Annotated in this window: 17 protein-coding genes and 1 tRNA gene; 1 reads left to right on the top strand and 17 read right to left on the bottom strand. The window is 70.8% G+C overall.

Annotated features, from left to right (window positions below; translation table 11 throughout):
• From ABT352_RS17385 to ABT352_RS17345, 9 genes are all read right to left on the bottom strand, one after another.
• The gene (locus ABT352_RS17385) at positions 1–945 is read right to left on the bottom strand and encodes a zinc-dependent alcohol dehydrogenase (protein ID WP_350945848.1); all 945 of its coding nucleotides are present in this window, start codon (positions 943–945) and stop codon (positions 1–3) included.
• A gap of 5 nt (positions 946–950) precedes the next feature.
• Positions 951–1877 (bottom strand): NAD(P)-dependent oxidoreductase, encoded by a 927-nt coding sequence (locus ABT352_RS17380; protein ID WP_350945847.1) that lies wholly within the window; start codon positions 1875–1877, stop codon positions 951–953.
• Positions 1874–2710 (bottom strand): SDR family NAD(P)-dependent oxidoreductase, encoded by an 837-nt coding sequence (locus ABT352_RS17375; protein ID WP_350945846.1) that lies wholly within the window; start codon positions 2708–2710, stop codon positions 1874–1876. The genes ABT352_RS17380 and ABT352_RS17375 overlap by 4 nt, the downstream gene beginning before the upstream one ends.
• Positions 2711–2748: 38 nt before the next feature.
• Entirely contained in the window at positions 2749–4326 is a 1578-nt protein-coding gene (locus ABT352_RS17370) for an ABC transporter substrate-binding protein (RefSeq protein ID WP_350945845.1), read from the bottom strand.
• A 64-nt stretch (positions 4327–4390) separates the two neighbouring features.
• On the bottom strand, positions 4391–5347 hold the full coding sequence (locus tag ABT352_RS17365) for an ABC transporter ATP-binding protein (RefSeq protein ID WP_350945844.1): 957 nt from the start codon (positions 5345–5347) through the stop codon (positions 4391–4393).
• Positions 5344–6378: an ABC transporter ATP-binding protein gene (locus ABT352_RS17360; RefSeq protein ID WP_350945843.1), complete on the bottom strand. Its 1035-nt coding sequence runs from the start codon at positions 6376–6378 to the stop codon at positions 5344–5346. The genes ABT352_RS17365 and ABT352_RS17360 overlap by 4 nt, the downstream gene beginning before the upstream one ends.
• Positions 6375–7247, bottom strand: a complete 873-nt coding sequence (locus ABT352_RS17355; protein WP_350945842.1) for an ABC transporter permease — start codon at positions 7245–7247, stop codon at positions 6375–6377. Before ABT352_RS17355 ends, ABT352_RS17360 begins: the two co-directional genes overlap by 4 nt.
• Positions 7244–8239 (bottom strand): ABC transporter permease, encoded by a 996-nt coding sequence (locus tag ABT352_RS17350; RefSeq protein ID WP_350945841.1) that lies wholly within the window; start codon positions 8237–8239, stop codon positions 7244–7246. The genes ABT352_RS17355 and ABT352_RS17350 overlap by 4 nt, the downstream gene beginning before the upstream one ends.
• Positions 8236–10947 carry a family 78 glycoside hydrolase catalytic domain gene (locus ABT352_RS17345; RefSeq protein WP_350945840.1) on the bottom strand — a complete coding sequence of 904 codons (2712 nt, stop codon included), beginning with the start codon at positions 10945–10947 and terminating at the stop codon, positions 8236–8238. The genes ABT352_RS17350 and ABT352_RS17345 overlap by 4 nt, the downstream gene beginning before the upstream one ends.
• A 339-nt stretch (positions 10948–11286) precedes the next feature.
• Here ABT352_RS17345 and ABT352_RS17340 point away from each other — a divergent pair, with 339 nt between their 5' ends.
• Positions 11287–12522, top strand: coding sequence for a serine hydrolase domain-containing protein (locus tag ABT352_RS17340; RefSeq protein ID WP_350945839.1), 1236 nt, complete (start codon positions 11287–11289; stop codon positions 12520–12522).
• A gap of 179 nt (positions 12523–12701) precedes the next feature.
• Here ABT352_RS17340 and ABT352_RS17335 read toward each other — a convergent pair whose 3' ends face one another.
• The 8 genes from ABT352_RS17335 to ABT352_RS17300 all read right to left on the bottom strand — a co-directional run bounded on the left by ABT352_RS17335 (position 12702) and on the right by ABT352_RS17300 (position 20872).
• Positions 12702–13883 (bottom strand): NAD(P)/FAD-dependent oxidoreductase, encoded by a 1182-nt coding sequence (locus tag ABT352_RS17335; RefSeq protein ID WP_350945838.1) that lies wholly within the window; start codon positions 13881–13883, stop codon positions 12702–12704.
• Between the two features lie 103 nt (positions 13884–13986).
• Positions 13987–14931 (bottom strand): RNA polymerase sigma factor SigJ, encoded by a 945-nt coding sequence (gene sigJ / locus ABT352_RS17330; protein ID WP_350945837.1) that lies wholly within the window; start codon positions 14929–14931, stop codon positions 13987–13989.
• Between the two features lie 176 nt (positions 14932–15107).
• Positions 15108–15329 carry a ferredoxin gene (locus ABT352_RS17325; RefSeq protein ID WP_350945836.1) on the bottom strand — a complete coding sequence of 74 codons (222 nt, stop codon included), beginning with the start codon at positions 15327–15329 and terminating at the stop codon, positions 15108–15110.
• 17 nt (positions 15330–15346) lie between these two features.
• A complete protein-coding gene (locus ABT352_RS17320; protein WP_350945835.1) occupies positions 15347–16558 on the bottom strand; it encodes a cytochrome P450 family protein in 1212 nt (403 codons plus the stop codon).
• Positions 16559–16810: 252 nt separating this feature from the next.
• Positions 16811–16883: transfer RNA gene (locus tag ABT352_RS17315), tRNA-Ala, on the bottom strand.
• Between the two features lie 19 nt (positions 16884–16902).
• Complete coding sequence (locus tag ABT352_RS17310; RefSeq protein WP_350945834.1) at positions 16903–18333, bottom strand: MFS transporter; 1431 nt, start codon at positions 18331–18333, stop codon at positions 16903–16905.
• A 224-nt stretch (positions 18334–18557) separates the two neighbouring features.
• Positions 18558–19787, bottom strand: a complete 1230-nt coding sequence (locus ABT352_RS17305) for a CynX/NimT family MFS transporter (RefSeq protein ID WP_350945833.1) — start codon at positions 19785–19787, stop codon at positions 18558–18560.
• Positions 19788–20167: 380 nt separating this feature from the next.
• Positions 20168–20872, bottom strand: a complete 705-nt coding sequence (locus ABT352_RS17300; RefSeq protein ID WP_350945832.1) for an SRPBCC family protein — start codon at positions 20870–20872, stop codon at positions 20168–20170.
• Positions 20873–20874: the final 2 nt, after the last annotated feature.

Genomic DNA, 20874 nt, shown 5'->3' with positions numbered 1-20874 from the left:
TCACTCCCCTCCCCACGGGCGCAGCAGCGCCTTGACGACATCCTGTCGTCCTTCCATCAGCTCGCCGAAGATGGCCGCGCCGTCGGCCAGGTCGAAACAGGACGCCCAGTCCAGCGTGAGGCTCCCCGCGAGCCTCACGGCGTCGGCGAACTCGGCCGCCGTGTAGCAGTACGAGCCGACGACACGCTTCTCCTCACGGACGATCTTCTGTCCGTCGAAGGCGGCGTCGCTGCTGAGCAGCCCCACCCACACGGCGGTGCCGCCCGGGCGCAGGTGCTGCACCGACACGCGGTGCGTCACCGCCGCGCCGACGGCGTCCACGACGATGTCGAACTCGCCCCGCAGAGAGGTGGTGACGGCGGTCGCACCCAGGCGCTCGGCCACCTCCAGCCGCTCCCTCGACAGGTCGCAGACCACCACCTGGTCGGAGAACCGCCTGGCCGCGAGCATGGAGACCAGGCCGATCGTGCCGGCGCCCAGCACGGCGACGCGGGCGCCCTCGGCCGGGCGGGCGAGGTTCAGCGCGTGCACGCCGTTGGCGAGGGGCTCGATCATCGCCGCCGTCTCGAACGACATGGACGGCTCGATCGGATGCAGGGCCTTCTCGGGTACGCAGACGTACTCCGCGAACGCCCCCGCCCGGTGGATGCCCAGGATGGCCCGCTCACGGCAGAGATGATCGCGGCCCAGCAGGCACAGGTCGCACACCCCGCAGCTGAGCAGGGGGTTGACCGTGACCCGGCGGCCGTCGGGGGTGGTCCCGGCGAACTCGTGGCCCATGATCAGCGGTGGCCGCCGGAAACCGCTGTCGCGGATGCCGTGCAGCTCGCTGCCGCAGATGCCGACCGCGCGGACCTGGACGAGGGCCTCACCGTCGATCGGCCGGGGGTCGGCGACATCGAGCAGCTCGACGGTGCTCGGCTTGGTGTAGACGAGAGCGCGCACCGTGCTCAGCCCGCCTTCAGCAGGTCACGCATGATCTCGGCGGCCCGCCGCTGCAGCAGCGGCAGCGACCTCGTCGAGAGGTAGGCGACATGCGGGGTCACCAGCACGCGGTCGTGCCCGGCGAGCTCCGCCGAGATCCCCGACGGCGGCTCCCCCGCCAGCACGTCCAGCGAGGCGAAGCCCAGCGTGCCCGCCTCCAGCGCGGCCAGCAGCGCGGACTCCTCCACCAGGGCTCCCCTGGCGGTGTTGACCAGATGCCCGGCCGGGCCGAGCGCCTCCAGCACCGTCCGGTCGACGATGCCGCGGGTCTGCTCGGTCGAGGGCATGTGCAGCGTGAGGTGGTTGACGGCCGCGGCGAGGCCGGCCGGCGTCGCGTGCCCGGTGACGTCCGGGGGCAGGTCGGCGACGTACGGATCCCACACGTGCACGGGGAAGCCGAGCGCGGTGGCGCGGCGGGCGACCTCACGGCCGATCCGCCCGAACCCGGCGATGCCCACCGGGTCCTCACCGGGACACAGCGGCGCGGCGATGCCCTCGGTGGTCCACCCCCGCACGGTGTAGGACCGGCTCGCCGCGACGAGCCTGCGGTTGTGGGCGTAGATCGACGCGACCGCGTGGTCGGCCACCTCCGCCAGGCAGTAGTCGTCCACGTTGCGGACCTCGATGCCCAGCCGGGCGGCGGCGGCGAGGTCGATGTTGTCCAGGCCGATCCCGTACCGCACGACCGCGCGCAGCCGGGGCAGGCCGGACAGGACTCGCTCGGTCAGCGGCGCCCACTGCACCAGCAGGCCGTCGGCGTCCGCGCCGACCTTGAGCACCTCCTCCTCGCTTCTGGCGTCGTGGTGGCTCACCTCGAACTCGGGGACCAGGACTCCGCGCTCGATGGAGCCGTCCCCCAGGTTGGTGTCGGTGATGACGATGTGCGTGTTCAACGCGGGTCCCTCGAATCGCTGTCGATGCGCGTCGCCGGAGCCGATCCGGCGAAGCTGGAGTTCTCGCCCAGGCCTTCGGGGCCCATGGCCAGATAGCCGCCGTCCACGGGCAGTTCCGCGCCGGTGATGAAGCTGGCGTCGCTGGAGCACAGGAAGGCGATGGCGCGGGCCACCTCGTCCGGCTCGCCCAGGCGGCCCAGCAGGTGGAAACGGCCCCAGACCGGTTCGACGGCGGCCCGGTCGCCGTTCGCGGCCCGGCTCACCTCGGGGGTCCAGATCCAGCCGGGGCTGACCGCGTTGACCCGGATACCGTCCGGGGCGAGGTCCATCGCCATGCACTTGGTCAGGGTCAGGATGGCGCCCTTGGTCGCGTTGTAGGTCCAGCGCGCCGGCTGCGCGACGTGGGCCGAGATGCTGGCGGTGTTCACGATCGCGCCCGCCCCGGAGCGGGCCAGCAGCGGATGCGCCGCCTGCACCACGTTGCCGATGCCCTGCACGTTGACGCGGAGCACCCGCTCCCAGTCGGCCGCCGTCACGTCCAGGCCCCTGGCCAGGAAGTTCACCGCGCAGTTGACCACCGCGTCGAGGCGGCCGTGCGCGGCCTCGATGCCGGCGACGGCGCGGCGCACCGCCTCACCGTCGCCGACGTCGACCACCTCGGCACTCGCCGTGCCGCCCATCCGCTCGATCGCCTCGCGAGTGGCGGCCAGGCCGGTCTCGTCGACGTCGAACCCGATCACGTGCATGCCGCGCGCGGCGAAGCGCAGAGCCGTGGCCGCGCCGATACCCGACGCGGCGCCGGTCACGACGCCGACACGATCGGTCCAGTCCATCTTCGTCCTCCCCTTCGGTCAGGCGTCCGGTCGCGAGGTCAGTCCGACACCCACGCGTTCAGGAAGCTCGGCACGCTGTAGCGCAGCCGGCTCGGCTCGTCGAGGTCGACGCTGTGCACCCGCTTGGACCAGATGAAGCCGATCGGCGTGCTGGTCGTCCACACCCACGGGAGCTTGGTGGTCAGGACGGCGTCCGCCTCGTTCCACAGCTTCTTCTGCTCCTCGGGGCTCCCGGCGACACGGGCCGCCTCGACCTTCTCGTCGAAGGCGTCGTCCTTGAACCCGCCGGTGTTCAGGTCGCCGCCCGAGTGCAGGAACCGGTACGGCAGCAGGTCGGGGGTGAGGAATCCGGCCATCGTCCAGCAGATCGCCCCGTACTTCTTGCCGAAGAACTGCGCCAGCCAGGCGGAACTCTCCAGCGCGTCCAGCTTCACGTCGAATCCGGCCGCCTTGAGCTGGGAGACGATGACGTCACTCGCCGCCCGGGCGTTGTTGCAGGTGTAGGTGAAGGAGGCCTTCTTCCCCGTCTCGCTCTCGTACGCCGCGATCAGCTCCTTGGCCCCCGCGAGGTCGTACTCCGGGACGGCCTCGGTGCCGTGGAAGGGGTTGCCCTCGGGGAAGAGGCTCACGGCCGGCCTGCCCAGTCCCTCGGTGGTCAGGTCGACGATCTCCTGGCGGTTGAGCGCCTTCGACACCGCCTGGCGGACCCGCTCGTCGTCGAAGGGGGGCCTGGTCACGTTGAGGATGATGCTGTCCTGGTCACCGCCGACGCCCTGGACGAAGTTGACCTGGGTGTTCGTCGTCGCCGTCTTCATCAGCGTCGAGGAGGTGGTCGCCATCAGGTCGATGTCCCCGGCCAGCAGCGCCTGGTAGGCACTCTGCGGGTCGGCGATGGTCTTGACCACGACCTTGTCCAGGTACGCCTGCTTGTCCTTGTTCCAGTACTCGGGGTTGCGGACCAGTTCCACCGGGCTGCCCGGCGACCACGACTGGAGCTTGTACGGCCCGGCCCCGGCGGCGTGCGCGGTGTAGTCGTCGCCGTGCTTCTTCAACGCCGTCGGGGAGGCCACGTACCCGGCGGTGCCGGAACCGTCGTAGGAGAACACGTACGGCAGGTTGCTGAAGGGCTTCTTCATCTTGATGACGACGGTGCTGTCGTCCTTCACCGCGACGGAGTCGACGGAGGACAGCAGCGCGGCGGCGGTCGAGCCCTCGGCTCTGTTGCGGTCGAGGTTGAACTTCACCGCCTCGGCGTCGAAAGGCGTGCCGTCGCTGAATTTGACGCCCGTGGGCAGCGTCATCTCCCAGCTCATCTTGTCGTCGCTCTCGACCAGGGACCTGGCCAGGTTCGGCTCCGGCCGGTCACCGATCTTCGGCACCGTCATCAGCGTGTCGTAGACCGCCGAGCCGATCAGCGCCATCGTGTTGGCGGAGCCCTTGGAGGGGTCCAGCGTGGTCAGGTCGGCCCCGGCGGCGACGGTGAGGGTGCCCCCCGCCTTCGGGGCGGCGTCGGCGGCGGCTCCCGAAGGAGAGGCGGCGGTGCCGCTCTGCACCGTGCAGGCGGCCAGGGTGACCACGGTGACGGGCGCGATGAGCAGGGCGATCGCCCTGCTCACACGGCTACCCCTGTATGGGACGCGCATTGCCTTGCCTTCTTTCTCAAAAGGGGAAGAGCGGTGGTCAGCGGACGGCGGGCTCGAACGGGTGGTGGCAGGCGACCTCGTGCCGCGGGGACAGTTCGTCCAGCGGGGGCGGGGTGGTCGTGCACACCGAGGTGACGGAGGGGCACAGCGCGGCGAAGCGGCAGCCCGGCAGAAGCCGGCCGTCCACGTCGTCGCTCCCGGTCCTGGTGCGGATCCTGGGTGCGGGGTCGTCGTCCGGCTCCAGCGAGGGCACGGCGTCCTGGAGGGCGACCGAATAGGGGTGGCGGGGACTGTTGGCGATGTCCGGTGCGGTGCCCCGCTCGACGACCCGCCCGGCGTACATCACGGCGGTCCGGTCGCACAGGGACGCGACCACGCCGAGGTCGTGGGAGATGAACAGCATGGCCAGGCCCTGCTCGGTGCGCAGTTCGGCCAGCAGTTCCAGGATCTGCGCCTGGATGGAGACGTCCAGCGCGGAGACCGGTTCGTCGCAGACGAGCACCTCGGGCCGCAGGATCGTGGCCCGCGCGATCGCGGCCCGCTGGCACTGGCCGCCGGAGACCTCGTTGGGGCGGCGGAGCGCCATCTGCTCGGTGACGCCGACCCGGTCGAGCTCGGCCAGCGCCCGTGTGCGCCGTTCCTGCCGCGTGCCCTGGCCGTGCACCCGCAGCGGCTCGGCGACCGAGTCGAGCAACGACCTCTTCGGGTTGAACGACGCGGCCGGGTTCTGGAAGATCGCCTGCACCGACGCCCGCAGCCGCCGCTCGTGGACGCCCACCGGCGTGCCGTGCAGTGTCAGCCGGCCGCTGCTCAGCGGTACCAGCCCGAGCATCGCCCGCGCCGTGGTGGACTTCCCGCAGCCGGACTCCCCGACCAGGCCGAGGATCTCTCCCCGATAGAGCCGCACCGAGACGTCCGAGACGGCTTCGGGTCCGTTGCCGTACCGCACGGAGCCGTTCTCCAACGTGAAGATCGGCTGCTTGCCTTCCGTCATCGGCTCGCCTTTCCCGGGTGCCAGCAGGCGTACTCGTGGCCGGGGACGTCGCCGAGCGCGAGCAGCGGCGGCTGCTCGTCGCGGCAGCGTGCCGAGGCGTGCCCGCACCGGGGGCCGAAACGGCAGCCGGGGGGTGGGTTCAGCAGGTTGGGCGGCTGCCCGGGTATCGGCCGCGGCAGGGACTGCTCCGTCGCGCGGTGCCGCGGGATCGCGGCCATGAGCGAGCTGGTGTAGTGCATGCTCGGCCGGGCGAAGACGGCACCCACCGGCCCTCGCTCGGCGATCCTTCCGGCGTACATCACGGCGACCTGGTCGGTGTGGCGGCCGACGACGCCGAGGTCGTGGCTGACCATCACCAGCCCGATCCCGAAGCTCGCGCACAGCTCGTCGAACAGGTCGAGGATGCGGGCCTGCACGGTGACGTCCAGCGCGGTGGTCGGCTCGTCGGCGAACAGGAGCTTGGGGCGGCAGGCGACGGCCATCGCGATGGCCACCCGCTGGCGCATTCCGCCGGACAGCTCATGGGCGCGGGAGTGGACGCGCCGGGCGGCCTGCGGGATGCCCACGGTCTCCAGCAGCTCGACGGCCCGCGCCGCGGCCTGGCGGCGGGTCACCTCGGGGTCGCGGCGGACCGCCTCGGCGATCTGCTCGCCGATCGGCGTGATCGGGTGCAGCGCGCTCAGCGGATCCTGGAAGACCATCGCGACCTCGCGCCCCCACAGGGCACGGCGGCGGCGCTCCTTGAGATCCAGCACCGAGTGCCCGGCGATCACGACCTGGCCGCTGATCCGGGCCGTGCCCGCTCTGGTGAGTCCCATCGCGGTGCGGGCCAGCACGCTCTTGCCGGACCCCGACTCCCCGACGATGCCCAGGCGCTCGCCGTAGCCGAGTTCGAGGCTCACATGGTCGACCGCGCGGACCGTCCCGGCGCCGGTCGGGAACTCCACGACCAGGTCCCGGATGCTCAGCAGCGTGTCGCCGGCGCCCGGGGTCTCGGCAGGGGTGACATCGGAGGTCGTGTCGGGGGTCATCGCACACCTGCCGTCGCGGCGTCGGAACGGGACAGGAAACGGTCGGCGATCAGGTTCAGGCCCAGGATGGTGAGCAGCATGAACATCGAGGGCACCGCGACGAGGCGCGGATCCTCGCTGATGAAGATCCGGCCACTGTTGATCATGCTTCCCCAGGAGGGCTGCTCCGGCGGCACGCCCATCCCCAGGAAGCTCAGGCCCCCCTCGATGAGGATCGCAGAACCCACGCTGACCAGCGCGTACGCCATGACGGGCTGGAGGATGTTGGGCAGCACGTCACGCACCACGATCGACCACGTGCGGGTGCCGATCACCTGACTCGCCTCGACGTACTCCCGGCCCGCCACCGACATCGTCTGCGCCTTGGCCAGCCGGACGAACACCGGCGTCATCGGCACCAGGATCGCGATCATCACGTTGCCGACCGAGGGCCCGAGGAACGAGGCCAGCGCCAGTGCCAGCACCAGCCCGGGGAAGGCGAGGATCACGTCCACCACGAAGGAGACGACCGCGTCCACCCAGCCCCTCAGGTAGCCCGCGAGCATGCCGAGCGGCACTCCGATGAGGGCGGCCGCGGCGACCGAGCCGAACCCGATCCCGAGCGAGATCCTCGCCCCGGACAGGGCTCGGGCGAGCAGGTCACGACCGTAGTTGTCGGTGCCGAGCCAGTGCTGGGCGGAAGGACCGCCGAGCCGTTCGGCCGACGACATCGTCTCGGTGTCGAGCTGGAGGAACAGCGGCAGGGCCAGCGCGGCGAGGGCGAGGAACCCGAGCCAGGTGAGCGACAGCGCGTCGGTCAGCCGCCAGGTGCGCAGCCGCCGTCGCCAGGTGCTCGCGGCGCCCACGGCGGGAAGAAGTCCTGTGCTCACGCGACCGGCACCTCCCGCGCGCGCCCGGCCTGACGGCCGGCCGTCCGCGTCTTTCGCAGCCGGGGGTCGATGAAGCCGTACAGCAGGTCCACGACCGCGTTGATCAGTACGAACGACGTGGCCGCCACCAGCACGACCCCCTGCACGGTGACGTAGTCGCGGGCACTGACCGACTGGGCCAGGATCGACCCCAGTCCGGGCAGGCTGAACAGGTTCTCGATGATCACGCTCGACCCGATCAGCACGCCCGCCACCACTCCGATCGAGGTGGTGAGCCCGAGCAGGCTGGGCCGGAACGCGTGCCGCACGGCCATCCGCAGCGGCGAGATCCCCTTGGCACGTGCCACGTTCATGAACTCCTGTCCGTATGTCTCGACCAGGTCGGCCCGCAGCACCCGCTGGTAGAGCGCGGCCGGACCGGCGGCGAGCGCGAGGGCGGGCAGGAACAGCGAGCCGAGGTTCTGTCCCAGTCCGGCGCTGATCGGGACGAAGCCGTTGGCCGGGTACAGTCCGAGCTTGATCGCGAACACCCAGATCAGCACGAACGCGAGGACGAAGGAGGGCACCGAGACGGCCACGAACACCAGTGAGCTGATGCCGCGGTCCACCACGGTCCCCCGTTTGATCGCGGCGACCGCCGCGAGGGGCACGGCCGCCGCGAGCGCGATGATCTGGCTGAGGACGATGAGCTCGACGGTGACCGGCGCCCGCGCCAGGATGATGTCGGCGACCGGCTGCCGGTTGGCGTAGGAGCGGCCGAAGTCGCCCCGCAGGATGTCGCCCAGCCAGTTCACGTAGCGGTCGGCGAGCGGCCGGTCCAGCCCGAGTTCCTGGCGCAGGGCCGCCACCGACTGGGGGGTGCCCGACTCGCCGAGGATCGCCCTGGCCGGGTCTCCTGGCAGCAGGTTGAGGCTCAGGAAGCACAGGGTCGACACCACGATCAGCACGGCCGCCAGCCGGGCCAGCCGCAGCAGCACCCTCCGCGTCCTCATCGCGGGCCCAGGTGCACGCGGACCGTGTGGCGACCGGGGCCGAGCCGGACGTGTCCCGTCGTGGTCACTGCCGGGGTCGCTGCCGGGGTCGCTGTCGGAGACGGGGTCGCGTCCTCGGCTTCCAGCGCGGCGCCGACCGGCGCGTGCACGGTCGCGTACGCGGCCCCCGGCACCTCCAGCTCGTGCTCGACGACCTCGCCCGACCATCTCCAGTGGCTGCGGATCGGGCCGACCGGACTGTCGTAGCCGGCCCTGACCCAGTCGAGCTCGCGGGTGTAGCGGGCGCGCACGGCGACCTCGCCGGTCCAGGTGGTCTCGGTGGCGTCGATGCCCGCCACCCCCTCGAAGAGGTGACGGCCGACCGCACCGAGGGCGCAGTGGTTGAAGGAGTTCATCTCGGCGGTGGCCAGCGACCCGTCCGGTTCGATGCCGTCCCACTTCTCCCAGATCGTCGTCGCGCCCTGGCCGACCATGTAGAGCCAGCCGGGCATCCGGTCGCGGAGCAGCAGCCCGGTGGCGAAGTCGGCGTGCCCGTAAGCGCTCAGGACGGGGAGCACGTGCTCGACGCCGTGGATCCCCGCGGTCACGTGTCCGATCCGCTCGATGTTCTCGCGGAGCCGGTCCGCCGTCGCCCGCGCGGCCTCGCCTCGCACCAGGCCGTACCCGACGGCCTGGGCGTAGGCGGTCTGGGTCGCCTCCTTGATGTCGCCGTCGGGCAGCAGGAACGCCTCCAGGTACGCCTCGCGGATCCGCTCGGCCCGCGCCGCGAGCCGCGCCGCCTCGCCGTCCTCGCCCAGCCGGCGGGCGATCTCCGACAGCTGGACGAAGGAGCGGTAGCTGTGCGCGGTCCCGACGATCGGCCGGGGTGTGGTCGAGTACGCGCCGGTGTACTCGAACCCGGTGTGCCGCGGGAGCCCGTCGCGCTCCGGCAGGGAGAGCCAGTCCCCGAAGTCCGCGCCGGTCTGGTTCACCCGCAGGCCGTCGGGGTTGGCGCGGTCGACATGGCCGAGGAAGCGCGTCATGGGCTCGAACAGGCGCCGCGCGGTCTCCAGCTCGCCGTAGCGCTGGACGAGCAGGTGCACCAGCCGGACGAAACCGTCGGACCAGCCTGGTGCCCCCGGTCTCAGCGTGCTCGGCGGCACGGCCGGGGCGTAGTTGCGGATGATCCCCTCGGCGTCCTGGGTGTCGGCCGCGTCCTGCGCGAACTTGGCCACGAACGCGGAGACGTCGAAGTGGTAGGCGGCGGTCGGGGCGATCACTCCCGCGTCGCCCAGCCAGCCGTGCCGTTCGTCCCGCTGCGGGCAGTCGGTCACCGCCTCCAGGAAGTTGTCCCGCACGGTCCACTCCACGTTGCTCGCCAGCCGGGTCAGCCGGTCGTCGGAGCACTCGAACCAGCCCGTCCTGCTGGGCAGCCCGGTGACGGAGCACGCCTCGATCGAGGTCTCCGGCAACACGTCGTAGGCGCCGTACGGCGTCGTCCCCGGTAGCCCCCACACCTCGGCGTAGCGGAAGCCGTGCATCGTGAACGAGGTCTCCAGGCGGTGCGGCCCCGGGTCGGGAACGGTGTAGTGGTCCTCCTGGAAGGCGCCGCGCAGGTTGTCGCGGTAGACCAGCCGGTCGGGCGTGAGAATCTCGCCGTGCCGCACGATCAGTTCGACGGAGGGCGCGCAGGGCGTGGTGAGCCTGGTCCAGCCGACCAGGTTCTGCCCGAAGTCGAAGACGGCCGGGCCGCGCGCGTGCGCGTGTACCAGCTTGCCGGGGTGCGTCCGGTAACCGGTGATCGAGTCGTGCGGCTGCGGCAGCACCAGTTCGGGCGCTGCGGTGAAGGGCAGGGCCGGAGCCCACCCGCTGTCGTCGAACCCGTTCAGGTGCCAGCCCTCGGGCTCCTGGCGCAGGTCCTGGATCTCGCCGCGCAGCAGGTCGGAGGCGAGGAGCGCGCCGTGGCCGGTACGCCACTCCTCGTCGGTGCCCACGACGGGGACGCCGTCGACCTCCAGTTGCGCCAGGAAGGCCGGGCGGTCGCCGTAGTAACCGGGCTCGCGGAGCAGGCCGAGGCGTCCCGCGTACCAGCCCTTGGCCAGGACGGCGGTGAGGGTGTTGCGGCCGCGCCGCAGCGCCGCCGTGCCGTCGAAGGTCTGGTGGTGGACGCGGACGGCGTAGTCGGTCCAGCCTGGCCGGTACAGCTCGCCGGAGGTCAGCTCGACCCCGTTGAGCCAGAGGCGGTAGAGGCCGAGCGCGCTCGCGTACACCCGGACCGAGCCCATGTCCTCGACGTCGAACTCGCGCCGCAGGTAAGGGCAGGGGTCCCAGCTCTCGCGCGGGAACGCCACCGGCTCGGCGCGGATCCATCCGGCCCGCCAGTCGGCGGCGGAGGTGAGCCCGACCTCCCAGGAGGCGACGTCGCCGGTCAGGCGCAGGCCGGAACGATCCAGGGCGGTGACCGTCCAGTACAGCCTCTGGCGCGAGGCGGGTTCCGGGCCGCCGTAGCCGACCCAGGGGCGCTCGCCACCGCCCGACCACAGCAGCGGGCCGTCCCTCAACGCGCGCTCCGAGGCGGCGACGGACACCTCGAAGAACGTGCCGGGATCGATCCGGGCGTCGGGTGCGACCGACCAGGACAGGCGTGGCGGCGTGCCCGGCATGCCCAACGGGTCGACGCGCCCCCCGGTGCGCGGCGAACTCAACGCCGGGCTTGTCTGCTGCCTCATCATCGCGAACTGCCCTTCTGGTTTACGGCCCTCCGGAACGCGCCTTTGTAACGCACTGTTCACACGAGCGGAATCGTGCGCCACCTCGCCCCGAACTGTCAAGGATGAGAACCGAAGTTCATATATGTGAACTAGCCGAACACGTTTGATCCACTAAGAAGATATTTGATAGCTAGTTTCACATATGCCCGATTTGTCGGGTAATCGGACTAGAAGGGGCCTTCGAGTTCACATTTGTGAACATATGTCCACAGCCTTGACTCGATGCCACACCGTACGGCAGCATCGCGCGGGTCCCTTCGATGAGGGACGTCTCACCGTCCGGAGAGGAAACGGCCCATGCGGACCACGGTGAACCCCCCCTCCCACGGACTCGCCCCGTCGAGCCTGGCCACCCTCGACGAGCGACTGCGCGAGTACGTCGACAACGGCCTTCTCCCCGGCTGGCAACTCCTGGTGAGTCGGCACGGGCAGGTCGTCCACCACCGCTCCTACGGCATGGACGACCGTGACGACACGCTCTTCCGGATCTACTCGATGACCAAACCCGTCACCTCGGTCGCCGCGATGATCCTCCACCAGGAGGGCCGATTCGACCTGACCGACCCGCTGGAACGCCACCTACCGGCCTTCCGCGACATGAGGATCTTCACCGGCGGCGACGCGGACGCCCCGGTGACCGAGCCGGCGCGGGGCCCCATCCGGATTCGCCACCTGCTCCAGCACACCTCGGGCCTGTCCTACGGTGCCTTCCTGGACCACCCGCTGGACGAGATGTACCGCGCCCGGGGCCTCGGCTCACCACAGCCTCCGGGCCGCGATCTGGCCGAGCTCACCGACGCCTGGGCCGGGCTTCCGCTGCTGTTCGAACCCGGCAGCCGCTGGAACTACGGCGTCTCCACCGACGTTCTCGGCCGCCTGATCGAGGTCGTCTCCGGACAGAGCCTGGACGCCTTCCTCACCGAACGCGTCTTCGCGCCACTGGGAATGACCGACACCACCTTCACCCCGACCCCGGCACAGCGCGCCCGTCTCACCCGCGTGTACGCCCCCGGCGAGGGCGGCGGCCTGGTCGAACGTGCCGAGGACGCCGAGGACGTCGAGGACGTCGAGGACGTCGAGGACACGGTGCTGGAGCGCTCGGGTTTCCTGTGCGGCGGCGGCGGGCTGCTGTCGACCATGGCCGACTACCACCGCTTCACCCAGATGCTGCTGGGCGGCGGCGCCCTCGACGGCGTCCGCCTTTTGGAGCGCCACACGGTGAACCTCATGACCGCCAACCACCTGCCCGGCGGCGTCGATCTCGCCCAGGCCGCCGTGACGATCCCCGAACCCGGTCGCTACGACGGCCTCGGCTTCGGCCTTGGCTTCTCCATCGACCTGGATCCGACCTTCCGTGGCGTCACCTGCGCCCCCGGCCAGTACGGCTGGTCCGGCGCGGCCGGGACGACCTTCCTCGTCGACCCCCACCACCGCCTCACCGCCGTCTTCCTGACCCAGGTCCTCCCCTCCCCCCACACCGCCGCCGTCCGAACCCTTCTCGGCCGTCTCCCGCACACCGGACTGCGGGACTGACCACTGACGCCGCCGCCCCTGAACCGGCTCGGGTCCGGCCGAGGGACGCGGCCTCCGGCCCCGGGCGATGCCAGTGGCCAGACGTGACCAGGTGTGATCAGGTGTGGCCAGGGCCGCGACGCCGACCCCTCACCCACCGCCCGGTGCGAGACCGCGCGGTCCGAGAGCTCGCCGGTCGATCACGAGCCGACCGCCACGGCCCGTTCCCGCGTGACACGGCGGCGCCGAACCGGCAGCCCGAGCGTCGGGTTCGCGACGCTCCAGACGGCGCCCCTGCAGACCAGCTCCTTGTAGACGGCCGCGAGCCGTCCGGTCAGGACCGCCCGCACCGCACGGTCGTCGGCGGTGACGTACTGGATCAGCCCCTCCCAGCGGCCCAGTGAGACGCACTGGTTGACATAGCGGATCGGCGTGTTCGGGAGTCTCCCGCCGGTCAGGCGCGCCGCGATCGCGTCGGCGGCCTGCCACGCGGTCGGCCCTCCCGAGGCGCACGACATCCGCAGCGGCTTGTTTCCGGGGCCCGCCGCCATCGCCGCGTCGCCGACGGCGTACACCTCCGGGTGCGAGACCGAGCGCATGGTCTCGTCGACCACGATCTGGCCGGTGCCGGTGACCTTCAGGCCGGTCGCCGCCGCGATCGGGTGGACGGCGAAGCCGGTGGTCCACACGGTGACCGCGGCCGGGATGCCCCTGCCGTCGGCGGTGGTGACGCGCTCGGCCTCGACCCCGGTGACGACGGCGTGCTCGTGCACGGTGATCTTGAGCCTGCCGAAGACCTTCCGCAGGTGCTCGCGTCCCCTGGGCGAGAAGTGGCCACCGAGTTCGCCGCGGACGGCGAGCGCGACGTCGAGGTCCGGACGCGCCTCGGCGATCTCGGCCGCGGCCTCCAGGCCGGTGAGACCTCCGCCGACGACGACCACGCTCTGTCCGGCGCCCAGGCGAGCCAGGCGCTCACGCAGCCGGAGTGCTCCGGGCCGACCGGCGATCTCGTAGGCGTGCTCGGCGCTCCCGGGGACGCCCTGGGAGTTCCAGCCGCTGCCCAGGGCGTAGACGAGCGTGTCGTAGGCGAGTTCTTCCGCGCCGTTCGCGTCGACGACGGCGACGGTCCTGCCGTCGACGTCGACGCCGGTGACCTTCGCGATCCGCAGTTCGACGCCGGTGCCCGCGAACATCTCACTGAACGGCCGGGGCCTGAGATCCTGGCCGACCGCCAGCTGGTGCATGCGGACGCGTTCCACGAAGTCGGGCTCGGCGTTGACGAGGGTGATCGCGACGTCCTCGCGGCGGAGCCGCCTGGCGAGGCGACCGGCGGCGATGGCTCCGGCATATCCGGCTCCAAGAACGATGATGCGGTGCTGCATTCCCTTGCTCCCATCTCGCGCGGGTTTGCCCTTTGAACCGGGCGGCCCGCCGTTTCCTGACAGGAACGCGATGTGAAGCACCTCACACAGTGATCGGAAGTGATCAGGAGGCGCCGAACAGAGGCTCCCCGTGATCGGTGGCCGCCCAGCGCGCGGTCGCGCGGTCGAGCTTGTCGGGATTGACCTGGTGACGGAACGCGGCGATGCCCTCGGCGGTGACCTCCAGGCACATGACACCGACGACCCGGCCGTTCATCACGGCCACGACGGCGGGGTCACCGTTGGCGGTCCAGGCGTAGACCTCGGGCACACCGCCGACCACGGCGCGCACACCCTTGCCGAACGCGAACAGGCCCCGCAGGAACTTCGCGACCGCGACGGAGCCCTCGAACGCCGTGGCGCGGGCCGGAACCTCTCCTCCACCGTCTCCGATCGAGACGACGTCCTCGGTGAGCAGCCGCACGAGCGATTCGACCTGGCCGCCGGCCGCGGCCGCCAGGAACTCCTCGACGATCCGCCGGGTCGCGGCCTCGTCGACCTCGGTTCGGGCTTTGCCGTCCGCGACGCGCTTCCTGGCCCGGTGGAAGATCTGCTGGCTGGCACCCTCGGTGATGTCGAGGATCTCGGCGATCTCCCGGTGCGAGTAGCCGAAGGCCTCCCGCAGCACGTACACCGCCCGCTCGTTGGGGTGGAGGCGCTCCATGAGGGTGAGGACCGCGTACGAGACCGATTCGCGCTGCTCGGCGGTCTCGGCCGGGCCGAGCATCGGGTCTCCGGCGAGCAGCGGTTCGGGAAGCCACTGGCCCACGTAGGTCTCGCGGCGCGCCCGCGCGGAGGCGAGCTGGTTGAGGCACAGGTTGGTGAGGACCTTCGTCAGCCATGCCTCGGGGACCTCGATGCGGCCGATGTCGGCGGCCTGCCAGCGCAGGAACGTCTCCTGCACGGCGTCCTCGGCCTCCCCGCCGGAGCCGAGGAGGCGATAGGCGATGGCCTCCAGGCGCGGCCTGGAGGCCTCGAACCGGCCGACGTCGTTCGCGGTCAACGGCATGGCCCGATCCTAGGTCGCGCGGCGCGAATCGGCCGCCACGGCAGGAATCGAGGTAGCCCTGTCCCGACGCGAGCCGCGCCACGCAAAAGAGGTTCGATGATCGCCGCACGCGATGCGTGAGCGTCGGACCCGCGCCGGAGGACTACGGCGCGGGTCCTGCGGCGGGTCCGGCGGGTTCACGAGATGACCGGGCCGCGACGGCTCACCCCCGCGTCCCGGGAACGAAGGATGATCGCTTCACGGGGACAGCAGTCCGCCACCTCCTCGGCCAGCGAGATGTCGTCCGGGTCGGTGAGTTCGCCCTCGCGTGCGACGGCGATCCGATCCGCGCCGAGCGTGAACAACCCGGGGGCCGTCGCGGAACAGAGCCCGGTGCCGAAACACAGGGTTCGGTCCACCTCCAGACGCCGGCCCGTCACAGGACGACGGGCAGAGCACGGTAGTCGTTCAACGCCCACACCTCGTGACGCCGTATCTCCTCCCGGGGGCAGGCGAGCCGCAGATCCGGGAACCGCTCGACGAGAGTGGCGAGAGCCATCTCGCTGATCAACCGCGCGGCGGCCGCCCCGAGGCAGTTGTGGATACCGTGCCCGAGTCCCAGGTGACGCGCCCCACCGCGGGTGAGGTCGAGGCGATGCGGATCGTCGAAGACCTCCGGGTCACGGTTGGCCGACGCGATCATGACCATCACCGGCTCACCGGGCGCGATCTCCACGTCCCTCACCTTGATCGCCTCGGTGGGGAACCGCCAGGGCACGGAGGCGACCGGCGACTCGTAGCGCAGCAGCTCCTCGATGCCCGACCGGCCCAGGACGCCTGGATCCCCGGTGACCAGCGCGCGCTGGTCGGGGTGGTCCAGCAGCGCCAGCATCGCGTTGCCGATGAACATCTTGGTCGTCCCGACCCCCGCGATGATCATGATGATCACCATCGCCACCAGTTCCTCCTCGGTGATCCGCCCCTCCTCGTCCGCCGCGCGGATGAAGGCGGAGGTGAGGTCGTCACCGGGTTCGGCCCGCTTCCTGGCGACGAGCTCGCGGCCCCGTTCGCAGAAACGCTCCCGCGCCCCCGGAATCAGCGGATGTTCGGCCGGGTCGGTGGAGATGAGCAGGTCCACGTCCCGGGCGAGATCCTCCCGCCCCTCCAGGGTGAACCCGAGGCGCGTCGCGATCACCGAAGGTGGAATCGGCGCCGCGAACTCCGACACCAGATCCCGTTCCTGGCCCGGTTCCCAATCTTTGATGGTCAGGTCGATAACGCGCCGGATATCCTCCCGCCATTTTTCGACGGCTCGCGGAGTGAACGCGCTCATGGCGCACCGCCGGACCCGGGTGTGCTGCGGTGGATCGAGTCCCGGAATGGTCTGCGCCAGTATGCTCTCTCCACCGATGGACAATCCCGCCGCGTGGAATTCGGCGCTCCCGCGCCACTCGGCGGTGCTGAACCGCGTGTCGGCGAGGATGGCCTGAGCGTCGTCGTATCTGGTCACCACCCACATGGGGACGTCGCCGAGCGGGAAGACGTATCGATGAACAGGCGAGTTGACCCGCAACCAGTCAAGCGCCGTATAGGGGTCACGAAAATAGTCGGAGCCGAAAAGCTCGAACGGAACGACCGTATCAGCCATACCAGGATTCCTCCCGCTGCCTGTATCGCCCGCATCGTACGTCTCATATCCACCGCGGGAAATAGGCGGCCCGCAACGGAGCCACCACACAAAAGGCGAACGCCGGTCACCGGAAAAACCTGCGAGCAAAGGAACGGCTCACTCGACCCGGACTCCGAGTGGGAGGACCCGGGGGTCGTCCCGCCGGGTGAACGAGAACGGGACCTGCGGGAAGCCGCCCCTGAAGGCGGACCCGCAGGTCCCGGTCACACGTGGAGCTATGGGGATTCGAACCCCAGACCTCCTCCATGCCATGGAGGCGCGCTACCAGCTGCGCCATAGCCCCTTGCGATGCAGATGAAATCCTAGCCGATTCGGGACAGTCCTCGCGCCCTCATTCCGGTCGCGAGCGCGACGGCCGCGGAGCCCGCGGCGCTCGCGGTGATGATGCCAAAGGAGATCACGTACGCGTCGCGGGAGGGGACGGAGGTTCCCGCGATGGTGATCGAGGTGAGGAGCGCGGAGGTCGCGGCGCCGGAGAGGCTGCCGCCGATGGAGCGGACCAGGGAGTTGATGCCGCTCGCGATGCCGCTCTGGTCCCTGGACACGTGCTGCACGGCGAGGGCCCCCAGCGCGGCGTAGCCGATGCCGAACCCCAGGCCCTGTACGGCGTTGGAGCCGACCAGATGGAGCACCGAGTCGTTGAAGAGGGTGAACCAGCCGAATCCGGTGGCGCACAGGCCCGCGCCGAGGGCGAGGGAGTAGGCGGGACCGAGCCGGGCGGAGAGACGGCCCGCCGTGAAGGAGGCGAGCAGCATCGTCACGGTGCTGGGCAGGGCGTAGACGCCGACGTCGAGGACCGACCCGCCGAAGCCGTACCCGGCGGACGAGGGCGTCTGGATGAATCCTGAGACCAGGGTGAAGGAGCCGAACATGGCGAAACCCAGGAGCATCGACGCCACGTTGGCCGGCAGGGACCGACGCCCGACGAGCAGGTGGAGCCGTACCATCGGCGCCCGGAGCCGCAGCTGACTGAAGACCCAGACGGCACAGAATCCGCCCGCGCCCGCGAACAGCCACAGCACGACTCCCGAACTCCAGCCCCAGTCGTTGCCCTTGGAGATCGCCAGCAGCAGGCAGACGAGCCAGGCCGACAGCAGCGCCGCGCCGATGAGGTCGGGGCGGCCCCCGGCGCCGGCTCCGTCGCCCGGAGCACTCAGCACGATGAGCACGATCGCGAGCGCGCTGAGCCCAGCCGTGATCCAGAAGACCGGGTGGTGATCGGGGGTGCGGTCGGCGATCAGGCCGGTGACGATCATGCCGAGGCTGCCGCCGACACCCATGGTGGCGCTGACCACCCCGATCGCCGTCATGACCCTGCCGGGCGGGAAGGTGTCCCTGATCATGCCGATGGCCAGCGGGATCAGTGCCGCCGAGGCGCCCTGCAGAGCCCGCCCGGCGATCAGCACAGGGAGGGAACCGGACAGGGCGCAGACCAGCGAGCCCAGTACGAGCAGGCCGACGGTGAACAGGATCATCCGCTTCTTGCCGTACATGTCCCCGAGGCGCGAAAGCAGCGGCGTGGCCACCGCCGCGGCGAGCAGCGAGGCGGTGAAGACCCAGGTGACCTCGGCCACCGACGCGCCGAAGGTGACCATGAGCCTGGGCAGCAGCGGAATGACCACGGTCTGCTGCACGGACACGACCATTCCGGCGGTGGAGAGCGCCATCAGGGTGAGCCAGAGATGTCTGCCCTGCCGTGTGGTGCCAGGTCCGGCGAGGGTCGTTCCCGTCACTGCCCGCTCCTCCGCTGTCGACTGCCGCCTTCGCATGGTAGAGGGCGACGGTAAACAACTGTTTACCGGGTGGCGGCCGGCCGAACCCCCTCGGCCTTTCCGCCGGGACGCGTGACGCGCGTCGAGTCCGCGATCGGCGTCATCTCGTCATGCCGATGTTCATGCCGATGCGGCTCGCGCCGCCCCCGAAGGGGCGCGAGCCGCATCGGGGGCGGCGCGGTCGATCAGCGCGCGAGGGACCGCTCGTCCTCCAGATATCCAGGGCGACCGGCGTGCCAGCCGGTCACGAACTGGACGGCGACCACCGCGAACAGCAGCAGGAACGGCAGCGTCCAGCCGCCGGTCGATTCGTGCATGACGCCGACGACCAGGGGCCCGGCACCCGCGATGAGGTATCCGACACTCTGCCCGAAGGCCGACAGCGCGGCCGTCGCCTCGGGGGTGCGGGTGCGCATGGCGAGCATCGTGAGCGCGAGGGGGAACGACCCCATGCCGACGCCCACCAGGCTCGCGAAGACCCAGGCCAGGCCGGAGGGACCGAGCCAGAGTCCGAGGAATCCGACCGTGTAGAAGACGACGAAGGCGGCAACCACGGGCCTCTGGTCGGAGAACCGCGACGCGATCGAGGGCACCAGGAGCGAGACCGGGATACCGATCGCGGTGAAGACGCCCAGCACCAGGCCCGCCTGCGCGGTGGTGTAGCCGCCGTCGGTCAGGATCTTCGGCAGGAAGCCGAACATGATGTAGGCGACCATGCTCTGGGTGCCGAAATAGGCGGCGACCGCCCAGGCCAGCCTGCTACGAAGCAGGGCACGGGCCCCCGTGCCCCCGCTCATGCCGCGCCGCTCCGGCTCACTGCGCGAGAGCGCAAGCCACGGAATGGCGGCGACGGCCGCGAGCGCCCCCCACACCCCCAGGGCAACATGCCAGTTGCCGTCGGTGGCCCGCTGGATGGGCACGGTCGCGGCGGCCGCGAGCATCGTGCCCACCGCGAGGGCGGTGGTGTAGACGGTGGTCATGGTCCCGGCCCGGCCGGGGAAGTGACGCTTGATCAGGCTGGGGATGAGCACGTTGCCCACCGCGCCGCCCGACAGCGCCAGGGCACTGCTGTAGAGGAACACCTCGGCCGAGCCCACCATCGAGCGGATGAGCAGGCCCGCACCGAGGACGACGAGGGCGAGGAGCAGAAGGCGGTGCTCTCCGACCCTCACCGCGAGGGCGGGCGTCACCGCGCCGACCGAGGCGAAGATGAGCACCGGGAGCGTGGTGAGCAGCCCGGCTCCGACGGCGGTCATGCCCAGGCCGGAGGTTATCTGGTCGAGGACCGGTCCGACGCTCGTGACGGCGGTACGCAGGTTCAGTGCCGCGAGGACGATTCCCAGTACGAGCAACCAGGCGAGAGAGCCCGTGGTTCCATCGGTGCGGCCCCTGGTCTGATGGGTGAGCACGCTCATGCTGGTTTCAGTCCTCCTCAGTGGTTTCATCCAATCGTAGGATGATTGGCTGACCCCGACTGTAACAGGAGTGAAACCTCAGTTTGTTCCTGACCTGGCGTGCCGAATCCGAACAGGACGAATCACTGACAACATGAAAGCCGGGCCACGATCCTCTTTACAGATCGTGGCCCGGCTTTCTCACGCACCGGACGACTCCCCCCGCCTCCGGATGCCCGGAATCCCGGACGGTTCGGGCAGCGGACGCCTGGGGCGTCACCGAGCGCGCCTTGGGATCGGACGCGCGGCCCGGGACCGACCGCACCGGACGCCCACCCCGGACGAGAGTCCCCCCAGGTCCGGACGGCGGTTTCCGGGCACGCGGCCCCGGTCGGCGAGCGTCAGATGCGCGGCCCCGGGGTGAGCGGCGGCTCCTCGCCCGGCCTGCGCCCCGCCGGGGGCAGCGGCTCACCACCGGGCGGAGGAAGATCCGGGTCCGCCGGGTAGGGCTGGCCCACCGTACGCGGCGGCACCGGCTCGCCGAACCCGTGACCGCCCCCCGTACCGGTGCCGCGATGCTCCCCCAGGCCCGGGTCGCCCAGAGGCCGGTCGGTGACCCCACCGGTGCCGGCGACATCGCCGCCGCGCTCGTGCGGGCCGGGAACGTCGCCGCGCCACGCGCCGGTCTCGTCGCCGCGCGACTCGACGAAGGTCTTGAAACGCTCCAGGTCGCCGCGGACGCGCAGCCGGACGAGCTGCAGCCAGTCACCGACGGTCTCGACGAACCCCTCGGGGTCGTACTCCATCTGCAACGTGACCCGGGTGCTGTCGGGACCGAGATGGTGGAAGGTCACCACGCCCGCCTGGTGCGGCTTGTCCAGTGACTTCCAGGCCACCCGCTCGTCGGGGTGCTGCTCGGTGATCTCCGCCTCGAACTCCCGGCGGACCCCGGCGATCTCGACGACCCACGCCGTGCGCGTGTCACTCAGCTGCTTGATCGACTCGACGCCTTCCATGAACTCGGGAAAGCTCTCGAACTGGGTCCACTGGTTGTACGCGGTCCGGATCGGAACGTTGACGTCCACTGACTGTTCAATCGAGCTCATGA

The organism is Streptosporangium sp. NPDC000563 (assembly GCF_040299985.1).
Lineage (GTDB): Bacteria > Actinomycetota > Actinomycetes > Streptosporangiales > Streptosporangiaceae > Streptosporangium.
The sequence above is the reverse complement of the archived record's forward strand: the minus strand, read 5'-3'. Positions and strand labels throughout refer to the sequence as shown.

What these genes read in the sequence shown, in the direction of transcription:
- ABT352_RS17375 (WP_350945846.1), bottom strand. Translation starts at nt 2,710, where the DNA reads ATGGACTGGACCGATCGTGTCGGCGTCGTGACCGGCGCCGCGTCGGGT.
- ABT352_RS17365 (WP_350945844.1), bottom strand. Translation starts at nt 5,347, where the DNA reads ATGACGGAAGGCAAGCAGCCGATCTTCACGTTGGAGAACGGCTCCGTG.
- ABT352_RS17360 (WP_350945843.1), bottom strand. Translation starts at nt 6,378, where the DNA reads ATGACCCCCGACACGACCTCCGATGTCACCCCTGCCGAGACCCCGGGC.
- ABT352_RS17350 (WP_350945841.1), bottom strand. Translation starts at nt 8,239, where the DNA reads ATGAGGACGCGGAGGGTGCTGCTGCGGCTGGCCCGGCTGGCGGCCGTG.
- ABT352_RS17345 (WP_350945840.1), bottom strand. Translation starts at nt 10,947, where the DNA reads ATGAGGCAGCAGACAAGCCCGGCGTTGAGTTCGCCGCGCACCGGGGGG.
- ABT352_RS17340 (WP_350945839.1), top strand. Translation starts at nt 11,287, where the DNA reads ATGCGGACCACGGTGAACCCCCCCTCCCACGGACTCGCCCCGTCGAGC.
- ABT352_RS17335 (WP_350945838.1), bottom strand. Translation starts at nt 13,883, where the DNA reads ATGCAGCACCGCATCATCGTTCTTGGAGCCGGATATGCCGGAGCCATC.
- sigJ (WP_350945837.1), bottom strand. Translation starts at nt 14,931, where the DNA reads ATGCCGTTGACCGCGAACGACGTCGGCCGGTTCGAGGCCTCCAGGCCG.
- ABT352_RS17320 (WP_350945835.1), bottom strand. Translation starts at nt 16,558, where the DNA reads ATGGCTGATACGGTCGTTCCGTTCGAGCTTTTCGGCTCCGACTATTTT.
- ABT352_RS17305 (WP_350945833.1), bottom strand. Translation starts at nt 19,787, where the DNA reads ATGAGCGTGCTCACCCATCAGACCAGGGGCCGCACCGATGGAACCACG.
- ABT352_RS17300 (WP_350945832.1), bottom strand. Translation starts at nt 20,872, where the DNA reads ATGAGCTCGATTGAACAGTCAGTGGACGTCAACGTTCCGATCCGGACC.